At 72.7% G+C, this 21,913-nt stretch carries 17 protein-coding genes; 10 read left to right on the top strand and 7 right to left on the bottom strand.

Annotated features, from left to right (window positions below; translation table 11 throughout):
• Positions 1-1,125, bottom strand: a complete 1,125-nt coding sequence (locus tag ABZ842_RS15455; RefSeq protein ID WP_361537158.1) for a CapA family protein — start codon at positions 1,123-1,125, stop codon at positions 1-3.
• A 71-nt stretch (positions 1,126-1,196) separates the two neighbouring features.
• On the opposite strand from ABZ842_RS15455, the gene ABZ842_RS15450 reads away from it, so the two are divergent.
• A complete protein-coding gene (locus ABZ842_RS15450) occupies positions 1,197-2,207 on the top strand; it encodes a hypothetical protein (RefSeq protein WP_361537157.1) in 1,011 nt (336 codons plus the stop codon).
• Between the two features lie 209 nt (positions 2,208-2,416).
• Positions 2,417-4,612 (top strand): VCBS repeat-containing protein, encoded by a 2,196-nt coding sequence (locus tag ABZ842_RS15445; RefSeq protein ID WP_361537156.1) that lies wholly within the window; start codon positions 2,417-2,419, stop codon positions 4,610-4,612.
• Between the two features lie 183 nt (positions 4,613-4,795).
• On the opposite strand, the gene ABZ842_RS15440 is transcribed toward ABZ842_RS15445, so the two are convergent.
• On the bottom strand, positions 4,796-5,701 hold the full coding sequence (locus tag ABZ842_RS15440; protein WP_361537240.1) for a S1 family peptidase: 906 nt from the start codon (positions 5,699-5,701) through the stop codon (positions 4,796-4,798).
• 1,314 nt (positions 5,702-7,015) lie between these two features.
• Here ABZ842_RS15440 and ABZ842_RS15435 point away from each other — a divergent pair.
• The 3 genes from ABZ842_RS15435 to ABZ842_RS15425 all read left to right on the top strand — a co-directional run bounded on the left by ABZ842_RS15435 (position 7,016) and on the right by ABZ842_RS15425 (position 10,554).
• Complete coding sequence (locus ABZ842_RS15435) at positions 7,016-8,203, top strand: helix-turn-helix domain-containing protein (RefSeq protein ID WP_361537155.1); 1,188 nt, start codon at positions 7,016-7,018, stop codon at positions 8,201-8,203.
• Positions 8,204-8,302: 99 nt separating this feature from the next.
• Complete coding sequence (locus ABZ842_RS15430) at positions 8,303-9,502, top strand: hypothetical protein (protein WP_361537154.1); 1,200 nt, start codon at positions 8,303-8,305, stop codon at positions 9,500-9,502.
• Positions 9,499-10,554 (top strand): hypothetical protein, encoded by a 1,056-nt coding sequence (locus tag ABZ842_RS15425; protein WP_361537153.1) that lies wholly within the window; start codon positions 9,499-9,501, stop codon positions 10,552-10,554. Before ABZ842_RS15430 ends, ABZ842_RS15425 begins: the two co-directional genes overlap by 4 nt.
• Before the next feature lie 435 nt (positions 10,555-10,989).
• Here the strand turns inward: ABZ842_RS15425 and aac(3) are convergent, their stop codons facing one another.
• From aac(3) to ABZ842_RS15410, 3 genes are all read right to left on the bottom strand, one after another.
• Positions 10,990-11,844: an aminoglycoside 3-N-acetyltransferase gene (gene aac(3) / locus ABZ842_RS15420; RefSeq protein ID WP_361537152.1), complete on the bottom strand. Its 855-nt coding sequence runs from the start codon at positions 11,842-11,844 to the stop codon at positions 10,990-10,992.
• A 53-nt stretch (positions 11,845-11,897) separates the two neighbouring features.
• Complete coding sequence (locus ABZ842_RS15415) at positions 11,898-12,593, bottom strand: response regulator (protein WP_361537151.1); 696 nt, start codon at positions 12,591-12,593, stop codon at positions 11,898-11,900.
• Positions 12,594-12,684: 91 nt separating this feature from the next.
• Entirely contained in the window at positions 12,685-14,379 is a 1,695-nt protein-coding gene (locus tag ABZ842_RS15410; RefSeq protein WP_361537149.1) for an ATP-binding protein, read from the bottom strand.
• A gap of 186 nt (positions 14,380-14,565) precedes the next feature.
• On the opposite strand from ABZ842_RS15410, the gene ABZ842_RS15405 reads away from it, so the two are divergent.
• Complete coding sequence (locus tag ABZ842_RS15405) at positions 14,566-15,951, top strand: cation:dicarboxylase symporter family transporter (protein ID WP_361537147.1); 1,386 nt, start codon at positions 14,566-14,568, stop codon at positions 15,949-15,951.
• A gap of 128 nt (positions 15,952-16,079) precedes the next feature.
• On the opposite strand, the gene ABZ842_RS15400 is transcribed toward ABZ842_RS15405, so the two are convergent.
• Complete coding sequence (locus ABZ842_RS15400; RefSeq protein WP_361537145.1) at positions 16,080-16,652, bottom strand: DUF4240 domain-containing protein; 573 nt, start codon at positions 16,650-16,652, stop codon at positions 16,080-16,082.
• Positions 16,653-16,853: 201 nt separating this feature from the next.
• Here ABZ842_RS15400 and ABZ842_RS15395 point away from each other — a divergent pair, with 201 nt between their 5' ends.
• The 3 genes from ABZ842_RS15395 (at position 16,854) to trxA (ending at position 18,557) form a co-directional block, all read left to right on the top strand.
• Positions 16,854-17,756 carry an NAD(P)-binding domain-containing protein gene (locus ABZ842_RS15395; protein ID WP_361537143.1) on the top strand — a complete coding sequence of 301 codons (903 nt, stop codon included), beginning with the start codon at positions 16,854-16,856 and terminating at the stop codon, positions 17,754-17,756.
• 61 nt (positions 17,757-17,817) lie between these two features.
• Positions 17,818-18,225 (top strand): MerR family transcriptional regulator, encoded by a 408-nt coding sequence (locus tag ABZ842_RS15390; protein WP_361537141.1) that lies wholly within the window; start codon positions 17,818-17,820, stop codon positions 18,223-18,225.
• The gene (gene trxA, locus ABZ842_RS15385) at positions 18,222-18,557 is read left to right on the top strand and encodes a thioredoxin (RefSeq protein ID WP_361537139.1); all 336 of its coding nucleotides are present in this window, start codon (positions 18,222-18,224) and stop codon (positions 18,555-18,557) included. Before ABZ842_RS15390 ends, trxA begins: the two co-directional genes overlap by 4 nt.
• A 26-nt stretch (positions 18,558-18,583) precedes the next feature.
• Here the strand turns inward: trxA and ABZ842_RS15380 are convergent, their stop codons facing one another.
• Positions 18,584-19,363 (bottom strand): leucine-rich repeat domain-containing protein, encoded by a 780-nt coding sequence (locus ABZ842_RS15380; RefSeq protein WP_361537137.1) that lies wholly within the window; start codon positions 19,361-19,363, stop codon positions 18,584-18,586.
• A 223-nt stretch (positions 19,364-19,586) separates the two neighbouring features.
• Between ABZ842_RS15380 and ABZ842_RS15375 the strand changes: the two genes are divergently transcribed.
• Positions 19,587-21,848 (top strand): UvrD-helicase domain-containing protein, encoded by a 2,262-nt coding sequence (locus ABZ842_RS15375; RefSeq protein WP_361537135.1) that lies wholly within the window; start codon positions 19,587-19,589, stop codon positions 21,846-21,848.
• The last annotated feature ends 65 nt before the right edge of the window (positions 21,849-21,913 follow it).

The following is a 21,913-nucleotide window of genomic DNA, read 5'->3' as shown; positions in this document are numbered from 1 at the left end:
TCAGTCCTTCAAGGAGAGTTCGGCCAGGCCGTCGCCGCCCGGTGCCCCCCGGTTGAAGAGGAAGCCGCGGGTGCGGTCGATGGCGAGGCGGTAGCGGGCGAGCCGGGCCTCGTTGAGCTCGCCCGGGTTGTCGAGCACCCCTCGGACGTCGACGAGTCGGTGGGCGTCGACGGCCCCTTCGGGCGCCTTCTCGCCCACCTCCACCTCGGGCGGGATGTCCACCAGCGTGGTGCGGTAGCGGGCGGCGACGTCCCAGCCGGACGTCGTCTCCTTGAACTCGAACCAGCCGATCGCGCCTTCCTCCGTCATCCCGGTGGGGGAGGAGTGCCGGGCGATCTGGTTGCCGAGGCTGTAGGCGACCCAGGTGCCGTTCAGCTTCTGTATCGGCTGCACCACGTGCGCGTGGTGCCCGATGATCAGGTCGATCCCGGTCTCCGTGGTGATGCGCTCGGCGAGCTCCAACTGCGGGACGCTCGGTTCGTTGTAGTGCTCAAGCCCCCAGTGCACCGAGAGGATCACCACTTCGGCGCCCTGCTTGCGGGCCTTCTCCTCGGCCTGCTTGATCTCCTTGGTGCTGATCCGGTTGAAGGCCCAGCGTTCCTTCTCGGGGGTCGGGTTGAGGAAGGACTCCCACGAGTAGGAGAGGTGCGCGACCTTGACGCCCTTCACCGTTCGGATGTTTATCTTCTCGGACTCTTCACGAGTGCGGGACGAGCCGGCGTAGCCGAGCCCCACCTCGTCCATGGTGTCCAGGGTGCGGCGGATGGCCTTCAGGCCGTGGTCGTACGTGTGGTTCGAGGCGGTCGAGCAGGTGTCGTAGCCCACGTCCTTGAGGGCCGTGAGGATCTGCGGCGGCACCAGGAACTCCGGGTACCCCTCGAAGGGCCCCTTCGGCGTGGCGACGGGCGTCTCCATGTGGCAGATGCCGAGGTCGGCCTTGCTGATCACGGGCTCCACGCCGGCGAGCATGGGGCGGAAGTCGAGCCCTTCCTCGCCCTTGCCGGTCTTCTTCGCATCCGTGGCCGCCTGCTCGACCAGCTCGGGGTGGATGAGAACATCACCCGCGGCGGCAACGGTGAACGAGCGACCGCCCGGCTTGCTCTGCGACTCCGAGGAGGTCGACATACAGCCGGTGGTGAGTACGGCGAGGGCCGCCGTCACTGCCAGCGCACGACCTATAGGGAGAGAATCACAGAATGTCACCGGCAGATTTTCCCATGCCGCCGAAGATCGACTGTCCGCCGGGCATCACAAGATCATCACTTTCTGTTCGACTGATCGTTGTTGCGGGGGCCGTCGGGACGGCCCTGGCGCTGGTCGGCTGCCAGGCGGAACCGAGCGATGAGAAGGCCGACAAGTCGGGGTCGCGGGAGCTGGTGGACGTCAACGATCGGATCGTCAGGTACGCAGGCCAGGCGGAAAGTCGGGACTCCTACAAGCCGCCGGGCGACAAGGACCGGGAGCGCATCGCGCGCGGCGTCGGACACCTCCTCGACGGCGACCGGAAGAAGGCCGAACAAGTCCTCGACGACGCGGGCTTCCGTGTGACGAGACTCACTGACGCCGTGTCCGGGAAGCGATACGACGAGGTTTCAGCCAGTAAGTCCGGAAATAGCGCCCGGTGGGGACGGCTCTACCTCAACGCCGACGCCAAGGTCCGCTGGAGCGTGCAGGTGCCCCACCCGGTGGCCGACCGCGACACCGAATCCCTCGGCGCGCACCTCATGGAGAACACCCCCGGCGGCGCGCTCGTCGTCGCCGGCGCGCACCGCGACGCCGGCAAGGGGGGCGCGGCGGACGTGGCGCACCGCACGGACAGCGTCTTTCACTCGATCGTGACCGAATTGCAAAAGCGCCGAATTCCGGGAATCCAATTGCACGGCTTCGCAGAATCGTCGAAACGCCCCTATGAGGCGATCCTCTCCACCGGCGCCGTGCCGACGGTGACGCAGGACGTCACGGACTTGGCCGACCTCCTCGCCGACAAGGGCTTGCGGGTCTGCCGCGGCTGGTCCGACCGGTGCGAGTTGGAGGGGACCACGAACGTCCAGGGGAAGGCGGCGAAGCGGCACGGGGCGACGTTCCTCCACGTCGAACTCGCCCCGAAGGCGCGGGGCAAGGGCAAGGACGCGAAGGAGGCGCAGGAGGCGCTGTCCGCGGTGCTCGCGGGTTGGTCCGGTACGAAGGAGCCTGACCCGAAGAAGTAGGGCCGGCCGTCGCGACGGCATCACGGAGCTTTGTTGCGTCGGATAAATCACCCGGGACAGTTGTCAGTTGCTGCTGTTACTGTCCGGGAACACTCTTCGTGGGGGGGAGCGCGGCTCGGGGTCAATCCGGGTGCTGTTGCGTCGACGTGCCGTGGTGCCGTCGTGCTGTCGTCTTCCGCCACGACCGCAGCCGGACCATCGGAGGAACTTTGAGACGTACCCCTCAGCCCCAGCGCGCGACCGTACGCCGCATCCTCGGCGCCTCGCTCGCACCCGTACTCGCGCTGGGCGCGGTGACCGTCGCAGGGGTCGGCGCTGCGCCGGCCGCGGTGGCGGCGCCGAACGCCGTGACGCCCAAGGGCGTCGCCGGCCCGTGGAGCGACCCCGTCGCACTGACCGGCACCACCGACGTCGTGGACGTCGTCGACGTGAAGACCAGGGGCAACGGCGACGTCGTGGCCGTCTACTACCGGGAGATCGCCGGTACGTGGGACCACGAACTGCGGGTGGCGGTGCGGCCGGCCGACAGCGCCACTTGGGGCGAGGCGACGGTCCTGGACACCATGGACAAGGGCCGAAACGGCATCCAACTGCTGCCGGCGCCGGACGGCTCCATCACGCTCACCTGGGTGAAGAAGACCAGTACCAACACCATTCGGACCTCGACGCTGCCCGCGGGCGGCACGAGCTGGTCGGCTCCGGTCGACGTCGTCCAAGGAGTGGACACGCACGGGGCCTTCCTGGCCTTCGGCCCTTCGGGCCGGGCCGCGCTGGCCTGGACCCGGTCCCAAGACCGGTCCATCGAGGTCCTCGTTTCGGAGCGCGCCACCCCGGGCGGGGAGTGGGGACCGGCCCGGCGCGTCGACGCCACACCCGTCGGCATGGGCGGGTCAACACCGCAAGTGCTCTTCGCCGCCGACGGATCGCTGACCGTCGCCTGGTCCGAGACCGGCCCGGACGACGGCACCGTCGTGATCGCCGAGAAGGCGGCCGGCGCCACGGAGTGGGCCGCGCCCCGCACTCTTGCCGGGTCCCTGACCTACCTCGGATGGGTTCGTGCGGGTCTGGGGCCCGACGGCACGGCCGTCCTCACGTGGAACAGGTCCGTGGACGGCACCCGGGTGGCGGAAGCGGTCGTGCGCCGTGCCGGCAGCGACCAGTGGGGTCCGGTCGAAAGGATCGGGCCGGCCGAAGCGCCCGTGGAATCGCAGCCGCTCGTCGCGTCCAACGGCGAGATCACGCTCGTCTGGGTCGACATGCGCGACGGCAGCGGTTACGGCACGCGCACCTCCACCCGTTCGACCGGTGGTGTCTGGTCTCCCGTCCAGACGCTCTCCACGGAGTACGTGCCCGAGCAGTTCGACGCCGAGATCGGCCCCGACGGCACCGTGCACGCGGGCTGGGTCCAGGAGGCGGCGGACGGCACCGGCCGGATCTTCCAGCACGCCGCGCGGGTCAACGGCGCGTGGACGACGCCGAAGACGCTCAGCAGGAAGCCGTCGGGCGTGGCCATCGGTCAGGTCGTCGGCGGTCCCGAGGGCCGTACCACCGCGGTGTGGCACGAGTCGACCGGTGACTTCACCGGCCAGTTGTGGGCCGCGGGGACCGGGCTGCCCGGGGGCGAGCCGCCCGTGACGCCCGCCGTGCGCCGGGACCACGTCGGAGACGACGGCTTGGTCGACGTCTTCGCGCAGACCTCCGCCGGTGCGCTCACCGTGTACCGGGGGAACGCCACGGGCGGCTACAACGCCAAGGTCCAGGGCGGCACCTGGCCCACCACCTCCACGCTGGTCCCGTACGGGGACCTGGACGGCGACGGGGCCAACGAGGTCCTGGTGCGCGACGCGGCCGGCGGGCTGAAGGCGTACCGCCCCGCGCGCGGTGCCGTCGTCACCCCCAACAGCCCGTCCGTGACGGTCGGTTCGGGTTGGGGCGGCTTCGACGCGCTGGTGGCCTCCGGTGACTTCACCAAGGACGGGCGCCCGGACCTGGTCGCCCGCGACGCGGCCACCGGCGACATGTACCTGTTCGCCGCCACCGACAAGGGCGGGTTCAGCCGCGTCGGGCGGATCGGCACCAACTGGAAGGCGCTGACGGTCGTGGGCGCCGGTGACCTGAACGGGGACGGGCAGGCGGACCTGCTGGCCCGGGACGCCGCGGGCGCCCTGTGGCGGTACGACGGCACCGGCGCCGGCACCATCCGCCCGGGCGTGAAGATCGGCACCGGCTGGGGCGGCTTCACCGCCATCGTCGGCGCCGGGGACCTGACGAAGGACGGCAAGGACGACGTGGTGGGCCGCAACGCGGCCGGCGAGCTGTGGCGGTACGACGGCACGGGCGCCGGCACGGTCCGCAACGGCGTGAAGATCGGCACCGGCTGGAACGGCTTCAGCAAGGTCTTCTGACCCGACCTGATCCGTGGTCGACCGCGGTTGACCACGGATGACCGTGGTCGACCGCGGTTGAATCCGGCACCGCCCCCGGCGCGGCCCGTACGCCGCGCCGGGGGCGGTCACCGAGGTCGGACGATCGGTGACTGCTGCCCGGGGGGCCGGGAGGGCGAGTCACCGTATTGCGACCGCGGGGGCCTAGAAGACGCTGAGGCCGTACAGGCCCAGCGGCCGGGTGACCGGCTCGTAGAACGTGGTGCCGCCGACGGAGCAGTTGCCGCTGCCGCCGGAGAGCAGGCCGTACGCGGTGTTGCCGGCGAAGAGCGGGCCGCCGCTGTCACCGGGCTGGGCGCAGGCGTTGGTCTGGATCGTGTTGTACACCAGCTGGCCGCCGCCGTAGTTGACGGTGGCGTTCAGGCCGGTGACGGTGCCGGTGCGGTAGCCGGTGGTGCTGCCGGAGCGCTCGATGCGCTGGCCGAGGCCGGGGGAGCCGGCGTTGATGATGTCGCGGTAGGTGCCGTTGTAGAGATAGACCCGGCCGTCGGCGGCGGCGGGGTTGCCGTGCTGGATGACCCCGTGGTCGTACACCGGGAAGACGGTCTGGCCCGGCACGGCGGTGCCGATGTTCCAGCTGGGCCGCCCACTGGTGCAGTGGCCCGCGGTGAGCGCGTAGAACTGGCGCGCCGAGTTGACGACGTTGAAGCCCAGGGAGCAGCGGACGCCGGCCGCCGTGATGGCCTCGCCGCCGGCGATCAACCGGCTGAACTTGCCGGCGGTGCGCTTGATCTCCAGCGCCCCGGCCTGCGCGCCGGCCGCCTTCTTGATCTTGGCTATCTCCGCTGCGGACACGGTGCTGTCGGCAGTGACGACGACCTTCCCCGACGCCTTGTCGGTGAACCACGCGGTGCCGCCGACGTCGGCGCCGAGCACCGCGTCGCTGGCCTGGGCGAGCTGGGTCGCGGTGGCCTTCGCGCCCGAAGGCGCCTGGGCCGCCACGGCGGTGGGGGCCACCAGCGCGGACACGGTCGCCAGGCTGGCGACGACGGTGGCGGCACGGGCTCTGCGGGCGAAGGAGCCCGTGGACAGGAGCGTCTTGACCTTCACATGTCCTCCGATGAGGGGGTTCTGGGCCCGTACGCATCGGGCCCACGTCACGTGATCGGCAGGCCCACGGACCGTGCGGGAGTCCTGGGGCTGCGTCATCGATGTGGGGATCCTCTGCGTGACCGGTCCCTGCCAACAAGTTCGGCTTTCGGACGCTCTGGCAAGGGGCTTCTGGCACATGACGCGGGTTGGCAGGAAGGCGCTCTTGCCGGGAGCGGAGTTCGGCGCGGGGGCGTGCGTCGGCGTGACGGTCCCTCAGGTTCGACGTGTCAGCGCCCTACGGATTCCGGTGCGCCCCCGCGCGGCGTGCGTTCGGGTGATTCGCGCCACCCGTGGTGATCTCTGGTGATCCTTGATGATCTCTGGCGATATCAGGGATGGGTAAAGGTGTGACTGCTCAGAGTCGGGTCGGCGTCATGTCGACGTCGTGTCGGCGTCGGCCGTGGTGGCCGCCCGTCCGCCCCGTCGGGGTGCATGGCTGATTCGTGAAGACGGCGTGGAGCATTCCGGTACGTCGTGTGGTGTGGTGGTGGAGTTAGGGCCGACGGTGCGCGAGTCGTCGATCGCGGGCGGGAAGTCCGTCGAAAGGTCGGAGCGCTTCGTGTGCCTGGCGGCGGGAAATGTACGCAGTGGGCCGGACGCCGTCGAGTTCGTATGGGGCGGATTGCCCTCCTTGTCGCATCGGCTCCCATGTCCGGTTCGGCGCCCTCGTCGGCGGGGGCGCCGCTTCCGCGTTTGCCGGAAGGAATGCGCCCTGATGCTGACGGGGCGTCAGTGGCGGCTGGCCTCACCTGTGGCTTCACCCTAGACCTCGCTTGTGGCCTCACGTGGGGTCACGCCGGACCAGCGGCGAACTGGTGCCGAATCGGCGGTGAGCCGGCGGCGCACCGGCGCCCGAGCCGCGCCCCGGCAGCGTTCGCGGGGAGTCCGTGAGCGGCCGTCCGGCGCCCCCGCTCCGTGGGTGCCGCGGGGACGAAGGGCTGCGGCCGGGCCCGTACGGACCGCGCCCCAGCCACTCGCCCCCGCATTCCCCCGTTCCCCCGTGTCCCCGTGACGCCGTCCCTCTTCTTCCCGGAAGGTCGGATGCGTGCGACCGGCGATCGACGCTTCCCGGCCCGCGGTCGGCGGGATGGCGCAGATCACTCTTGAGCCGCACCGGCCACATGACAAGGGTGGAGCCCGTCCGGGACACTTCTGGGACATGTCCCGATGCTGTCCCGGCTGGTCAGCGCAAGGACAGAGATCGGAGGACGGATGGATGCCGGCCGACGGAGCGCTCCCGATCCGGAAGACGCCCGCACAGCTGCGGAGTTCGTGGCCAGGCTCCACGCGCTCAAGGAGTGGTCCGGTCTGACCTACCGCGAACTCGCCCAGCGGGCGGGCGCGGTGGGCGACGTGCTGCCGCGCTCGACCGTCGCGAACATGCTCAGCCGCTCCACCCTGCCGCGCGAAGAACTGGTGGTCGCCTTCGTCCGGGCCTGCGGCAGCGGCCCCGACGGCATCGACTCCTGGCTGCGGGTGCGCAAGGAACTGGCCCGCCGGGAGCGCCAGTCGACGGAGGTCCCCGAGTACGGGGCGGGTGGCGCCCTCGCGGCCGGTGGCACCGTCGCCGTGGACGAGCCCGCCGAGCCCGACAACGCTGTCCGGGGCGCGGCCGAGGGGCAGAGCTCCGACGGCGAACCGGCTGGCTCTGGCCCCGGGGGCGGTGCGGCCCCCGCTGCGGCCGACACATCGGACCTCGTCCCGGACGCCGTGGCCGAAAGGGTCGTCGAAGGCGCGCCGGGCGACGACGCCCGTGGCGCGGACGGCGCCGCCGGGGGCGCCGTCGATCGGAACGGGCCGGCCGAGGAGTCTCCATCCGTACGCACTGGGCCCACCCGGCTTGCCAAGCCCTCCAGACGGACCCTCTTACTCGTCGTCTCGGCCGTCGTCGCCATCGGGGCCGTCCTCGCGACGCTCGTGTACGTGATGCGCGACTCCGGTGGCGACGCCCCCGGCCCACCCCAAAACGGCGCGGTCCGACCCTCGTTCTCGATGGGCGCCGCGATGCTCGAACCGGCCCCCGGCAAGGTGTTCATCCGCCCCGCCGGCTCGCGCTGGTGCCTGGGCGAGCGGAGCGACGACAGCGGCCAGATTTTCCAAGTCTCCTGCGAGAGCAAGATCCTCCCCGACTTCCGCATCGAGCTTAGCCCGAGCGGCTGGTGGCGGATCGAGAACTACCACCCCGTCCACGGCGAACGCTGCACCGGCATCACGGGCCGAAGACCGGAGAGCGGCTCCGTCTTCACCAACCAGAAGTGCAACCAACGCGGCGACGGAGAGCTCTTCCGCATCGAGCCGGTCACCGAAGCCGGCCCGGGCGTCTACACCATCCGCCCCGCGCACCCCGGCGCCTGCATGACCCTGGAGACCGCACCCGACGGGATCAGCGCCCACGTCGTGCTGCGCCCGTGCCGCGAGGGGCGCACGGGACAGCGGTTCGTGCTGGAACGCAGATCCTGAGCCGTGGCATCACGTGATCCCGGCTCCGGCGGCGCGGACCCGTTGATAGCCTCCCGTCCCGATGTCGGACGCGACGGCCGGACGTCAGGGAGGAACACCGTGCGAGGCGCGGACGGCGGGCCGCTCGCCGAACGGCGACAGTGGCGCCCCCGCACCTGGGGCGCGCTCGCGCTCGCCGCGCTGGTGCTCGTCGGCGCCGGCACGTATGCCGTACGGGCGCACACCGCACGCCAACAACTCGCCGACAACCGCACACAGTTGGCGGACGCGTGCCTCGGTCTGCTACCGGCGGAGCACTTGAGGCCGCACCTCCCCAACGACAGCGCGGGCCGCCTCGTCGAGTACGGCACCCTGCTGCACCCCGCCCAGGAGAGCGGGGCGCTGTTGGACTGCCGGCTGTCCTGGGGCGGGGTGACCGCACAGGTGCGGGCCACCGCGCCGCTGCGGCCGGGGTCCGACGCCCCCGACTCCGCGCAGCCGCCCGACGCGGCCTTCCCGCTGGCGCTCCCGGCGAACGCGCTCGGCAGCGCCGACGGCGACGACGACACGGCCGCCGCCGTCCTGGTCGTCACCTGCCCCAACGGCCTCGCCCGACGCACCGGGCGCAGCACCGACCTCCAGGTGCGGGTGAGCCTGCCGCTGGCGCGACCGGGCGAGCCCGAAGCCGCCGACGGGCCCACCCGTACCCAAGCGGCCCGTACCGCCGCAGCCGTCGCCGACCGGATCGCCGCACGCGAGGACTGCGGCGGCACTCCGCTCGGCGAACTGCGCACCGCACCGGCACGGGCGGACGCGTCCCTGTGCGGTTGGCTGGACTCCGACGCCCTCGGGCTGGCCGGCACCTGGACGCCACGGCCGACCGGACCGTACGCCACCCGCACGGGTCGCTGCGCACTGCGCGCCGAGCCCGCGCCGCAGCGCGCCGGCGACCTCGTCGCGGTCGAGGCCACCAGCGCGTCCGGCACGTGGTCCCGCGACCTCGCGGAGCACCGGCAGGGCGCCGCGGAACTCCAGTTGGGCAAGGACGGTTCGCTGCTGTGGCGCGGCGGCGACGCTCCGCCCCGCTTCGTGGCGTGGGCGACCGCGCGCTGCGGTGGCGCCCCCACCTTCCACCGGGTGGTCCTACGACCGCACTTACCGCGCAGCGAGGGCGCGGTGGACGTCCGGCTGCCGCGCGAGCGGGTCGCCGAGCACCGCCGGCTGGCGCGCGCCGTCCTCGACCGCTACCTGACGGCGGAGGGGGCGTGGCCGGACCGCGCCGGCTGTCGCGACACCCAAGTGCTGGGGGAGACCCGGTGATCGTCCTCGACGACCCGGGTGAGGAGGTCCGTCCGACCGCCCCGGAGCCGGCGCGGCGACGGCCCGCGGGCCGTTCCCGTACGGCCGTCCTCGGTGCGCTCGCCGGCCTGCTGGCGCTGCTCACCGCCTGGTTGACGCTCGGCGACGGCCTCGATCGGTGGCGGGGCGAGCCGGTCCTGGAGTCCGCCTGCGACGGACTGCTGCCGGTGGCGGCGGCGCGGGCCGTCCTCGGCGGCGGCCGGCTCGCCGAGCGGCGCGACCTGCCGTCCGCCACGGACGGCGCCCGGGCGGACCTGCGGTGCGTGGTCGCCCGCACCGGCGAGGGCGGGAGCCGGGTGGACGTCGCCGTGCACCGCCCGGCGCGGGGCGCGGACACGGTCGGGACGCCGGCGTACCCGGGGGCCGAGGCCCGGTGGCCCGTACCGCTCGGGCCCGGCTGGGACGGCTTCTTCGCCGGCAGCACGCGAACGGAACCGCGGGCGCTCGCCGCGACGGTCGCCGTGCTGGTCGCGTGTCCGCGCCGCGCCGCGGACCTGCTGGTGACGGTGGAGGGCGTCCTCGTCGACGGCGCCGTCGACAACCCGGCCGACCGTCTGCGGCTGGCCCGCCTCGCCACCGGCACGGCGCGCGCGTCCGCGGACCGCTTCGACTGCGGGGCGCGCCTGGGCGCGGACCCCGCGGCCATCGCGCTGCCGCCCGGGCCGGACGAGGACGTCGCCCCGTCCGAGGCCCGCGGCGCCTGCGCCGGCGTCCCTCCCCCGAGCGGTACGGCCCGGGCCCGCGAGACCGGCCCCGGCGTCGCGCTCCGCGAGCACTGCGAGCTGACTCCACCGGGCGCGGACCACCTGCGGTACGAGTTGGACGCGTATTACGGCCCGTACGCGGAGGCGGCGCGGGAGGGCGCGCGGGAGGGCGAGTTGGTCGCGGAGGCGGGGTGCGCGGTGTACGTGCTCCGCTCGCTGGAGTCAGGTGCGGACGGGGATTACGCGCGCCGAGCGCTGGACGCGTTCGCCACCCGATCGCCGCCCCGCGCGTGCGCCCCGCGCCCCTAGCAACCCGCCGTTCCCCTGCGGGAGCGTTGCCGTCTGCGGCCCGGTGGGGCTTGTTCGCGCAGTTCCGCCCCCTACGCCCAGAGGGCGTGGGGGCACCCCCACCTACGCCCAGAGGGCGCGGGGGCCCAGGCCCTGAGCGCCGTCTTCCTACCGGAAGTAATGCCACCTGCGGCCCGGTGGTGGGCTTGTCGCGCAGTTCCGCCCCCTCGGCCCCAGAGGGCCTGGGGGGACCCCCAGCGCCACCTGATTCGCTCGGCCCGTCGCATATCTGCGGGTATACGGGTCAAGCCCACCCACGGCCCGCAGGTGAGTGGCGGGGGCAGTGAAACAGGTGGCGCTGGGGGTCCCCCCACGCCCTCTGGGCGTAGGGGGCGGAACTGCGCGATCAACCACCCACCGGGCCGCAGACGGCAACGCGCGGGCGGCCCGAGCCTGCTACGGCTTGAGGCGGAGGCGGGTTTCGAGCCAGGGGACCGCGAAGGCCATGAGGGCCGGCGCGTCGAAGACGTAGCTTTGCGCGGCGCCCACCAAGCCCCCGCTCCCAACCCCCGCTCCCAGCATCTCCCGCGCGATCACCTCGAACGGCCACGTCCCCTCCGGCACCACCGACGAGTAGTCGAACGCGGCGTCCTCCGAGTCGATGTCGCGAAAGCGCCGCCAGACGCGCTCGCCGTCCACGAGGATCGGCTGCTCGTACTCCACGAAGCGCTTGCCGGGGGCGTCGGCCAGGGCCTCCGCGTGGTGCAGGATCGTGAGGGAGTCCAGGGGCGCGCCCAGCAGGAGGACCCGGCCGCCGCGGGCGACGAGGCGGGCGAGCGGGCTGTCGGGGCCGTGCGGGTCGTCCCAGGGGTGGTCGGACATCAGCTCCGCCGCCGCCGCACCCACCGCGGCGAAGCTGGCGTCGGGGTGCCGGCTGCGCACCGCGCCCGGCCAGTGGCGCAGCGCCTCCGGGAGCCGGCCGTTGTTGTGGTCCGCCTCGCTGAGGTCCGGGTCGTACGCGGGGTGCTCGGCCCGCAGGGCGTCCTGCCAGGCCGCCGGCCAGTCGGTGAAGTCGTAGGGCGGGGCGTCGTTCCAGCCGCAGGTCACCATCAGGGTGCCCCGCTCGCCCACGACGTCCAGGAGCGCGTTGATCACCGTCGAGGTGCCGCCCGCCACGTAGCCGATGGCGGACATCTGAGTGTGGAACATGACGGTGTCGCCGTCGGAGAGGCCGAGCGCTGACAGGTCGCGGCGGAGCCGACTGCGGGTGACCGGACCGTCGGAGCGCTTGAGCAGTTCCAGTTCGTCCATGGATGGGACGCTATCCGTCGCACGGGGAGCGACGACAACGGATTACGGCGTCGTCAGCCACCGGTACTGGAGAGCCACCGGTACTGGAGCTCCGGGCGCCCGATCTGGCCGTACTGGGGACTGCGCGCCGCCCGCCCCTGGGTGACCAGGTGTTCCAGGTACCGGCGCGCCGTGATGCGGGAGATGCCCACGGCCACGCCCGCCTCCGCCGCCGTCAGCCCGCCCGGCGCCTGACGCAGGCTGCGGGTGACCGCCGTCAGCGTCGGACCGCTCAACCCCTTCGGGAGCGCGCCGCCCTCCGGCGCCCGCAGCGTCGCCAGCGCGCGGTCCACCTCCTCCTGGCCGCTCGCCTCGCCCGCCGATGCGCGGAAGTCGGCGTACCGGCTCAGCCGGTCGCGGAGCGTGGCGAAGGTGAAGGGCTTGAGGACGTACTGCACCACGCCCAGCGACACGCCCTCCCGGACGATCGTCAGGTCCCGCGCCGAGGTCACCGCGATCACGTCCGCCGAGTGGCCAGCGGCCCGCAGCGAGCGCACCAGCGCGAGACCGTGGCCGTCCGGCAGGTAGAGGTCGAGCAGCAGCAGGTCGACCCGGGTGCGCTCCAGCACCCGCACCGCCTCGGAGCGGGAGTGCGCGACGCCGGCGACGCGGAAGCCGCTGACCCGGCCGACGTACAGCGCGTGCGCGTCCGCGGCGACGGGGTCGTCCTCGACGACCAGGACGCTGATGGGCTCGTCGCTCGCGCTCATGGGTGGTGCACCTCCGCGGTGGGCAGCGGCGATCGTACGACACGGCACCGGGCGCCCCCGGAGCCCGTCCCCGCCGGTCGGGACCGCCCCGTCACGCCGACACCCGCGATCCCAGCGGCAGCCGTACGGTGAACTCCGCGCCGCCGTCCGGGCCTTCGGCCAGCGTGACGGTGCCGTGCGCCCGGTGGACCGCCTGGCGGACCAGCGCGAGACCGAGGCCGCGGCCCGGGCCGTGGGTGGACCAGCCCCGGTCGAAGACGTCGTCCGTACGGGCGGGGTCGATCCCGGCGCCCGTGTCGTGCACCCGCACCAGCAGCTCGTCGGCCTCGGCGTACGCGGTGACGGTGACGCGGGCCCTCAGGGCTCCGGGGCGGTCGGGGCGGTCGGGGCGGTCGGGACGGTCGGGGGAGGCGGCCGGGAGCCCGCCGGCCGCCGCCTCGGACGCGGCGTCGACGGCGTTGTCGATGAGGTTGCCGAGGATCGTCACCAGGTCCCGGGCGGACAACGCGGTCGGCAGGACCCCGTCGTCGATCCGGCTGTCCGGGGCCAGCACCAGCTCCACGCCCCGCTCGTTCGCCTGCGCCGCCTTGCCCAGCAGGAGGGCCGCGAGGACCGGTTCGCCCACCGCGCCGACGACCCGGTCGGTGAGCACCTGGGCGAGTTCGAGCTCCGCGGTGGCGAAGGCGACGGCCTCCTCCGCCCGGCCGAGTTCGATCAGGGAGACCACGGTGTGCAGCCGGTTGGCGGCCTCGTGGGCCTGGGAGCGCAGGGCCTGGGTGAAGCCGCGCTCGGAGTCCAGCTCGCCCAGCAGCGACTGGAGCTCGGTGTGGTCGCGCAGGGTCACCACCGTGCCGCGGCGCTCGCCGCCGACCACCGGGCTGGTGTTGACGACCACGACCCGGTCCGCGGTGAGGTGCACCTCGTCGACGCGGGGCTCCGCGGCCAGCAGCGCCCCGGTCAGCCCCGGCGGCAGGCCCAGCTCCGTCACGGGCCGGCCCACCGCGTCCCCGTCGAGGCCGAGGAGTTCGCGGGCGCCGTCGTTGACGAGGGCGATGCGGCGCCGCCCGTCGAGCATCAGCAGTCCCTCGCGCACCGCGTGCAACGTGGCCTGGTGGTAGTCGTGCATCCGGCTCAGTTCGGCCGCGTTCATGCCGTGGGTGTGCCGGCGCAGCCGGGCGTTGGTCACGTACGTGCCGACGCCGCCGAGCGCGAGGGCGCCGCCCGCGACGACGAGCAGCCCGAAGACCTGCTCGCGGACCTGCTCGCTGATGGAGTGGATGGTGATGCCGGCGCTGACGAGGCCGATGACGCGCCGGTCGCCCGCGTCCTGCCCGTCCTCGTCCTGCCCGTACCCGTACACGGGGACGACCGTGCGGATGGAGGAGCCGAGCACTCCCGCGTACTTCTCGCTGTACACCTCGCCGCGCAGGGCCTGCTCCGTGTGGCCGAGGTAGGTGCGGCCGATCTGGGCGGGCTCGGGGTGGGTCCAGCGGGTGCCGTCGGGCGCCATGATCGTGATGAAGTCGACGCCCGCGTCCCGGCGGACCCGCTCCGCGTACGGCTGGAGCGTCGCGGTGGGCTGCGCGGTGCCGATCGCGGCGGCGACGGAGGGGGAGCCGGCGACGGCCGCCGCGGTGGCGGTGGACTGGCGGCGGGCGGTGTCCTCCGCCTGGGAGCGGTCGGTCACGTAGGCGAACAGCGCGCAGCCCGCGACGATCACCGCGACGAGGACGACCTGCATCGCGAAGAGCTGGCCCGCGAGGCTGCGGGGGCGGGGTATGCGCATGGAGACAGTCTGCCCTTCGAATCATGACTTTTGATATGGGGTGCCAGATTCGTCACCCGGCTCGTTTGGGCGTGGGCGGGCTCGGTCGTGAACGAAATGCACGCAACGGTGACCCGGGTCACAGCGTGATGGATATTCGCCGAAATCCATACGGGACATGGAACGGCACACATTCGAGGAGGACCCGTGGCTGCAGCAGCAGGCAGAAGGGACCGCACGCACTACCTGTACATCGCTGTGATCGTCGCCGTGGTGCTCGGCATCACCGTCGGTTTCGCGGCCCCGGGAGTCGCCGTCGAGCTGAAGCCGATCGGCACGGGCTTCGTCAACCTGATCAAGATGATGATCTCGCCGGTGATCTTCTGCACGATCGTGCTGGGCATCGGGTCGGTCCGCAAGGCGGCCAAGGTCGGCGCGGTCGGCGGGCTCGCGCTGGGCTACTTCGTCGTCATGTCGATCGCCGCGCTGGCGATCGGTCTGCTCGTCGGCAACGTGCTGGACCCGGGCAACGGCCTCCAGATCACCGAGGAGGCGAAGGAGGCCGGCGGCAAGGCGGCCGAGGGCGGCGGCGAGTCGACCGCCGACTTCCTGCTGGGGATCATCCCGACGACGCTGGTCTCCGCCTTCACCGAGGGCAAGGTCCTGCAGACCCTGCTGGTCGCGCTGCTGGCCGGCTTCGCCCTCCAGGCCATGGGCAAGTCGGGCGAGCCGGTGCTGCGCGGCATCGGGCACATCCAGCGGCTGGTCTTCCGCATCCTGGCGATGATCATGTGGGCGGCTCCGGTCGGCGCGTTCGGCGCGATCGCGGCCGTGGTCGGCGAGACCGGCGTGGACGCCCTGAAGTCGCTGGCCGTGATCATGATCGGCTTCTACATCACCTGTGGACTCTTCGTCTTCGTGGTCCTCGGCGCCCTGCTGAAGCTGATCGCCGGGGTCAACCTGTGGTCGCTGATGAAGTACCTGGGCCGGGAGTTCCTGCTGATCGTCTCCACCTCGTCGTCCGAGTCGGCGCTGCCGCGGCTGATTGCGAAGATGGAGCACATGGGCGTCAGCAAGCCCGTGGTCGGCATCACCGTGCCCACCGGCTACTCCTTCAACCTCGACGGCACGATGATCTACCTGACGATGGCCTCGCTGTTCATCGCCAACGCGATGGGCGACCCGCTGAGCGTCTCGGAGCAGATCTCGCTCCTGGTCTTCATGTTCATCGCGTCCAAGGGTGCCGCCGGCGTCACCGGCGCGGGCCTGGCGACCCTCGCCGGCGGCCTCCAGTCGCACCGCCCCGAACTGGTCGACGGCGTCGGCCTGATCGTCGGCATCGACCGCTTCATGAGCGAGGCGCGGGCGTTGACGAACTTCGCGGGCAACGCGGTCGCGACCGTGCTCGTCGGCACCTGGACGAAGGAGATCGACAAGGAGCGGGTGGAGGCGGTGCTCGCCGGCCGCATCCCGTTCGACGAGAAGACCCTCCTCGACGACGGGCACGGCGCCCCGCCCGCGGACGACGACGCCTCGGCCGCCTCGGACGTCCCGGAGCCGCGCGAGGAGAAGGGCGTCCCCGCGAAGGTCTGACCCCGTCGGCCCGGGAGCCCCACCCCTTCCCCTCCCGCGCCGCTTCCCACCCGCGCCCACTCTCCGGCTTCCCCCATGGCGGAGGGTGGGCGCGGGCGCGTTCGACACCGGGCCGGAACGCCGGCCGCTCAGGCTTCGTCGTCGTCGAGGAACAGCGCCGAGAGGCGCGGGAAGCGGCGGTGCATCTCCGCCTCGTCGTCGAAGTCGAACTCCTCGCCCATGTCGACGGGCGCCGGCCGCTGCTCGCCGCCGGCGGCCCGGCGGCGGGTGCACGCCTCGTAGAAGTCCTCCCCGCCGGTGACGCGCTCGTACGCGGCGCGCGGCGCGTAGTTCACGCCCTCGAAGAAGATGTAGTCGACGCCGCCCACGGTGGCTTCCCCTGCGACGACGGGGTGTTCGGCGAGCGCGTCGGGGCCGGCCGCCGCCTTCTCGTACCACTCGCGGCCGAGCGCGACCAGGCCGGCCCGGAAGTCCATGAAGCTGTCGTCGGAGCAGCCGCCGCCGATGAGGTAGGCCGCGGCCCACACGTCCCACCGGTAGACCGCCGCAGTCATCTCCTCGAAGCGGTCCTCGAAGTCGAGGACGTCCGAAGCGGGCCGGGCGGCGAGGGTGTCGACCAGGGCGGCGTCGAAGGGCTCGCCCGCCGCCGCGGCGGTCGACCGGGCGGTTTCGACGACGTGCCAGAACTCCGTGAGATCCATGGGGCGGAACTCTGCCACCCGGGTCTGACAACCACCCCTGACAGCCGTTCTGACAGCCGTTCTGACAGCCGTGCTGACGACCGCCCCTGACCGCCTCCCCGCCCGCCGCGGACGGCTGACCTCGATGATTACCCCGGGGTGCGTTGCGCACTTCCAAGTCAGTACTTGTCCGGGCCGAAGACCGCGCCAACGATGGCGACCATGAGCACCGAAGGGAACCACAGCACCGCACGGCAGGAAGCCGTCACCGTCATCGGCCTCGGCGGCATGGGCCGCGCGCTCGCCGGCGCGTTCCTCGCCGCCGGACACCCCACCACCGTGTGGAACCGCACCCCCGGCAAGGAGGGCGACCTCGTCGAGCGGGGCGCCGTCGTCGCCGCCAGCGCCGAGGAGGCGGTACGGGCCGGCGGGCTGACCGTGGTGTGCCTCCTCGACTACGACGCGTCCGACGCGGTCCTCGAACCGCTGGCCGACGCCCTTGCCGGCCGCACCCTCGTCAACGTCACCTCCGACGTGCCCGAGCGCTCCCGACGCACGGCCGCCTGGGCCGAGCGGCACGGCATCGCGTACCTGGACGGCGCCGTGATGGTGCCCGTCGACATCGTCGGCACGGAACACGGGCTGCTGTTCCACGCCGGCCCGCGCGAGGTGTTCGAGCGCCACGAGGACACCCTGCGGGCTCTCGGCGGCCGGACCGAGCACGTCGGCGCTGACCACGGCCGGGCCGCCGCCTTCGACCTCGCGCTGCTGAACTTCTTCTACGCGTCCATCAGCGGCATGATCAACGCCTACGCGCTGGCCAAGGAGGAGGGCGTGGACGCGGCCGACGTCGCCCCGTACATGGACACCATCGCCGCGATCCTGCCGCCCATGCTGCCGGCGAACGCCGCCGCGGTCGACAGCCGCACCTACGGGGCCGGGGGCGGCGGCCTCGGGATGATGGCCGCGGCCGTCGATCACGTCGCCCACCTGACGCACAGCCACAAGCTGGACCCCGCACAGATCGACGCAGTCAAGCGGATGACGGACCGGGCCAAGGAACTCGGGCACGGGGACCACATCTGGGCGGCGACGTACGAGGCACTGCTCGCCCCGCGACGCTGAGCGCCCCTCGCCGCCTCGCCCCCTTGCCTTGACGTCGGCGTCAAAGTCTAGGTTCGCCCACATGAGAATCGGCGAACTGGCCGAGCGCGCCGGGACCACCACCCGCACGCTCCGCTACTACGAGAAGCGCGGACTGCTGCCCGCGCGGCGCGCGCACAACGGCTACCGCGCCTACGACGAGAGCGATCTGCGCCTCCTCCAGGAGATCAAGACGCTCCGGGACTTCGGGTTCGAACTGGAGGAGACCCGGCCCTTCGTGGAGTGCCTGCGGGCGGGCCACCCCGCCGGCGACTCCTGCCCCGCCTCCCTCGCCGTCTACCGGGCCAAGATCAGCGAACTGGACGGGCTGATCGAACGGCTCCGGTCGGTGCGGGAGCGGGTGGGCTCCCAACTGGCACTGGCCGAAGCGGAAACGCTCGACTGCCCGACGCCCCGCTGCGCCTGGGGCTTCGACGAGGGGGCGCTGTGACGCGGACGACGGGCGTGCCGGACGTGACGGACGCCGACTTCACGACGCAGGTGCTTCAGTCCCCGATTCCGGTGCTGGTGCAGTTCACCGCGGTCTGGTGCGGGCCGTGCCGGATGCTGAAGCCCGTCCTCGCGGACATCGCCCGCGAGCAGACGGGGCGGCTCAAGGTGGTGCAGATCGACGTGGACGCCAACCAGCAGACGACCCATCGCTACACCGTGCTCGCCACGCCGACCCTGATGGTCTTCCGCGACGGCGAGCCGGTGCTGTCGACCGTGGGGGCCAAGCCCAAGGCCCGTTTGCTACGGGAACTGGCCGACGTCCTCGACTGACCCGCCCGCAAGCCGCGCCCCACGCCCTAGCTGAGCAGCACCACGCACCCCCGCCGCTCCAACTCCGCGACGATTCCCGGATCCGGCGCCCCGCCCTCCCAACGGTCGTTCCACCGCAGGTCCAACTTCTCCAGTGCGGGCATGCGGGCCACCCAGGAGGGCAGGGCGCGCAGCCGGTTCGCCCGCAGGTCGAGCGAGCGCAGCAGCGGGAGGGACGCCAGCGCCGGGGGGAGCTCGACCAGTGCGTTCTCCCGCAGCTCCAGCTGGCGCAACTCCCGCAGCCGCGCCGCCGAGTCCGGCAGCCCCGTCAGCGCGTTGCCGCGCAACCACAGCTCGCGCAGCGCCGTCAGACGCCCGAGCCCGGACGGAAGCTCCGTGAGGGAGCAGTGCTGCGCCCGCAGTTCGACCAGCGCCGCCATCGCCCCGATCTCCTCGGGGAGCGCGGTGAGCGGGTTCTCGCCGACGTTGAGGTAGCGCAGCTCGGTTAGCCGGCCCAGCGACGCCGGCAGCTCGGACAGCCGGTTGTCGTGGAGGTAGAGGAAGCGGCTGAGCGAGCGCAGCGCGCCGATCTCCACCGGGAGCGAGACGAGCGCGTTGTGGCCCAGGTCCAGGGTGCGCAGCCGCCGCAGCTCGCCGATGCGCGGGGACAGTTCGGTCAGACCGTTGTCGGCGAGGATCAGCACCTGGAGGTCGGTGCGGTCCCAGACGGAGTCCGGCGCACGGCCGAGGTCCCGTCGCCAGAGGTTCAGCTCGTGGAGCGGTGCGCGTTCGCGGACGGGGCGTTCGCCGTCGGATTCAGAGGACACGGCACCCTTTGTAACAAAAAATCCCCCGCCGATTCGGCCGAGGGTTTTCGTGACTGCTTTGCTCTGCGTATATTGGTTGTTTGCCTGTTCTTCCGCCGTCATCTCGATCGACTCGATGGAGAGAAGCGGAAATGTTGCGAACAGGTGACACCATATCGCGTCAGGAGCTGAATTGTCAAACGGGGAATGCGAGAAAGACCGGCACGCAGCGGACAGTGCGGAATTGGCGCAGGAGCAGCAATTCCTTTCCACCGTCTACACCCGCCTCGAAGAGCTCCGCCGCGAGGCCGAGGACACCGTACGGGCTTCCCTGGCCCAACTCGGCACCGGCCGGCAGGCGCGCGTCGAACGCGACGTGCGCACCTTCGAGCGCTCCGCCCACCTCGCCGCGTTGAACGCCGTGGAGTCCGGACTCTGCTTCGGCCGGCTCGACTTCAAGGACGGCACGGTCCGCCACATCGGCCGCATCGGCATCCGTACGGCCGGCCCCGACCTCACCCCCCTGCTCGTCGACTGGCGCGCCCCCGTCGCCCGCCCCTTCTACCTCGCGACCGGGTACGAGCCCATGGGGCTGCGCCGCCGCCGGCACATCAGCACCCACGAGCGCACCGTCACCGCGCTGCACGACGAGGTCCTGGACCTGAGGGAGACCGGCCGCACCGGCTACGAGGACCACGACGCCGACTCCGTGCTGCTCGCCGCGGTCTCCGCCGCCCGCACCGGTCGCATGGCGGACATCGTGCAGACCATCCAGGCCGAACAGGACCGCATCATCCGCGCCCCGCGCCAGGGCGTGCTCGTCGTCGAGGGCGGCCCCGGCACCGGGAAGACCGCGGTCGCGCTGCACCGCGCCGCGTACCTCCTGTACGCCGAGCGCGAGCAACTCGCCCGCCGGGCCGTGCTGATCGTCGGCCCCAACCCGGCCTTCCTCGGCTACATCGGCGAGGTGCTGCCGTCCCTCGGCGAGACCGGCGTCCTGCTGTCCACCATGGGCGAACTCTTCCCCGGCGTGCACGCCACCGGCGTCGAGCCGCCGGCCGCCGCCGAGGTCAAGGGGCGCGTCGAGATGGCCGCGGTGCTGGAGCGGGTGGTGCGCGACCGCCAGCGGCTGCCCGAGACCATCCCGGGCGCGCCCGGCGCGGACCACGAGTCGCAGGGCACCATCCCGGAGCCCGCCCTGCTCGTCGACCACGAGCAGTACGGCACGCTGCGCCTGCACCGCGAGATGGCGTACGAAGCGCGGGACCGCGCCCGGGCCACCGGGCTGCCGCACAACCTGGCCCGGCCGCACTTCGCGTTCCGGATCATCGACGCGCTCACCGCGGAGCTCGTCGACCGGCTCGGCGCCGACCCGTACGGCGGGCCGAACCTCCTCGGCCCCGACGACGCCGCCCAGATCGGCAAGGAGGTCGCCACCAGCGCGGAGGTCCACGCCGCCATCGACGAACTGTGGCCGGTGCTCACCCCCGAGCAGGTCGTCACGGACTTCCTCGCCGACCCCGAGGGCTACCTGACCGACGACGACGCGCTGCTGCTGCGGCGCGAGGGCGGCCCCTGGACCCCGGCCGACGTGCCGCTCCTCGACGAGGCCGCGGAGCTGATCGGCGTCGACGACAGCGCCGAACGCGCCGCTCAGGAGGCCGCGCGGCAGCAGCGGATCGCCTACGCACAGGGCGTGCTGGACCTGTCGGCGGGCTCGGAGACGTACGAGTTCGAGGACGAGGAGTCCGAAGTCCTGGCCGCGCACGACGTCATCGACGCGGAACGGATGGCCGAGCGGCACGAGGAGGCCGACCACCGCAGCGCCGCGGAGCGCGCCGCGGCGGACCGCACCTGGGCCTTCGGGCACATCATCGTGGACGAGGCGCAGGAGCTGTCGCCGATGGCCTGGCGGCTGCTGATGCGGCGCTGCCCGACGCGTTCGATGACCCTGGTCGGCGATCTCGCCCAGACCGCGGAGCGCTCCGGCGCCGGCACCTGGCAGCAGATCCTCGGGCCGTACGTGGGCGACCGCTGGACCCTCGCCCGGCTCGGCGTCAACTACCGCACCCCCGCGGAGGTCATGGCGCTCGCCGCGGCGGCGCGCAGGGCCACGCACCCCGACTTCGAGCCGCCGCGCTCGGTGCGGTCGACGGGCGTCGAGCCGTGGCGCGAGCGGGTCGCCGCGGACGGCCTCGCCGCGGCGGTGGCGGCGGCGGTGCGCCGCGAGACCCCGGACGAGGGCCGGCTCGCGGTGATCGCCCCGGCCGACCTGCACCCGCTGCTCGCCGGGGCGGACCCGGCGCTCGCGGGCGGCGCGGTCGACCTCACCCGGCGGGTGGTGCTGCTGGAGCCCCGCGCGGCGAAGGGCCTGGAGTTCGACGCGGTGGTCCTCGTCGAGCCGTCCCGCTTCGACGACAGCGACCTGTACGTGTCGATGACCCGAGCAACCCAGCGACTGGGCCTGCTGCACGTGTCCCCGCTCCCCCCGGGCCTGACCCCCTGACGACTCCGCCGTTGCGGCGACGGAAGCGTTGGTCTCCGCGGCCCGGTGGTGGGCTGTTCGCGCAG

The organism is Streptomyces sp. NPDC047315 (assembly GCF_040643215.1).
In the GTDB taxonomy this organism is placed as follows: Bacteria; Actinomycetota; Actinomycetes; order Streptomycetales; family Streptomycetaceae; genus Streptomyces.
The sequence above is the reverse complement of the archived record's forward strand: the minus strand, read 5'-3'. Positions and strand labels throughout refer to the sequence as shown.